Origin of the sequence: Arthrobacter silviterrae, from assembly GCF_011045165.1 — a bacterium.
GTDB classification, from domain to species: Bacteria; Actinomycetota; Actinomycetes; order Actinomycetales; family Micrococcaceae; genus Specibacter; species Specibacter silviterrae.
On sequence record NZ_JAAKZI010000076.1, the window covers coordinates 1 to 1,754 of the forward strand.

General features: G+C 64.5%; 1 protein-coding gene. It reads right to left on the minus strand.

The window, feature by feature from the left end; all coding sequences use genetic code 11:
- Positions 1-195: 195 nt before the first annotated feature.
- Positions 196-1,569, minus strand: coding sequence for an IS1182 family transposase (locus tag G6N77_RS19415; RefSeq protein ID WP_420867322.1), 1,374 nt, complete (start codon positions 1,567-1,569; stop codon positions 196-198).
- Positions 1,570-1,754: the final 185 nt, after the last annotated feature.

Consider the following 1,754-nt stretch of genomic DNA (forward strand, 5'->3'; position numbering starts at 1 on the left):
CTAGGTGCGTGGGTCGGTAGCGGTTTGAGGGGCGGGGTGGTGTCGTGACGGATTTCTTCACCCCGGGCCGGGCCTCCACCGGTTTGGGGTTCGTGGTGCCGGGGATGTCATTTCGGTCGCCTTCGGCTGGCCCGGGCGATACCTGACTGCCCCTGCAGGGGGTGTGGTGGCTGCTTTTTCTGGTTCCTTTCCCTCTCAGATTGCCTGGCTGGTCCGGTAGGTGTGGAGTTTGAGCAGGTTGTGGCAGCCGGCGAGCAGTTCCCACTCCCGTGCCGCTTTTTCCATCCCGCGCAGCAGCAGGTGCTTGCCCTGACGGGTGTGGATCTGTCCGAAGACCGGTTCCACGATGGCCTTGCGCCGGCCGTAAATCCTCTTGCCCTTCTTCGTCTTCAGTCTCCGGGCCATGCGCCCGGTCAAGGTGGCGTTTGCCGGGATCCGGCCCCTGGGCGATTCCGGAACCGGTGTGGCGTGCTTCATGCGCCGGGTGGAGATGAAGAACTCCGTCGCATGCTCCGCTTCCACGTCTTTGACGTGTTCGAGGTTGGCTGCCGAGCAGTACCCGGCATCGGCACTCCAGTTCTTGGGCATGGCCCCGGCCGTGTCCATGGTGCGCTGGATCATCGGTGCCAGTTGCTGGATGTCGACGGCAACATTGTTCAACAAGGTGGCGACGATGACCTGGTGATCGGCATCCACCACGGCCTGGCCGGTGTAGCAATAATGGTAGGAACCATCCGCGGTCTTCATGATCCGCGCGTCCGGGTCCGTGAAGTTCCGCTGCGCCGTGGGCTTGGGCTCCGCCTCCGCGGCAGCTTTGTTCCCGGCAGCGGTGATGTCATCGTCGTCATCGCCGCGTTTGCGGGCCTTCTCCTCAGCCAGCTGGCGGGCCTTGGCCGCGGCCTCCTTCTCCAGGCTGGCCCGGGCGGTCGCCATCGCCGCAGCCCGCCGTTCCCGGTTCGCCAGCTCCGCCGGGAGCTCGTCCCCGCGCTTGCCGGGACCAAAGCGGGCGTCCTCGTCCGCGTCGACGGTCTTCGCCTCCTCCATCAGGGCACTGATTTCCTCCGCCAACACTTTCTGCTTAGCCGTCAGCCGGGCGTAGGACATGGCCTTGTGCCGGGACGCGTTCGCCCGCACCTTCGTCCCGTCCAGGGCAACCCTGCCCAGGGACACCATGCCCGCGGCCTGACACAACTCCAACGCCTGAAGGAACACGTTGGCCAGGGCGGCCAGGTGACGTTCGCGAAAGCGGGCGATCGAGCGGAAGTCCGGTCCCTGCTGGGCTGCCAGCCACCGAAACGCGACCACATCCGTACACGCCCGCTCCACCTCCCGCGAGGAACGCACCCCGACGCAGTACCCGTAGAACACGATCCGCAACATCAAGCGCGGATCATACGGCGGCTGGCCCTTGGCCTTCGCATAGGACTTATAGAACCGGGTCAAGTCCAGCTCATGGTCCACCAGCTCGGCAATGAAACGGGCCAGATGGCCCTCCGGCAGCCACTCATCCAGCGACGGCGGGACCAGCATCACCGCATCAGGCTCAAACGCCCTGAACCGTTTGTTCACGCCGCCGTTGGCATCCACCCGGCCATCATCAACGACCCCCATACGCGGGGCCGCTGATTCATCAAAAAGGCCGTCCTGGGCACCAATATCCATACCCCAATTCTCCCAGCCACCCACCAAAATCCGGGTTAATCCTGCGGCGATTTAAGAATCACTGCCCCGCGACTAATGACCCACACACCTAG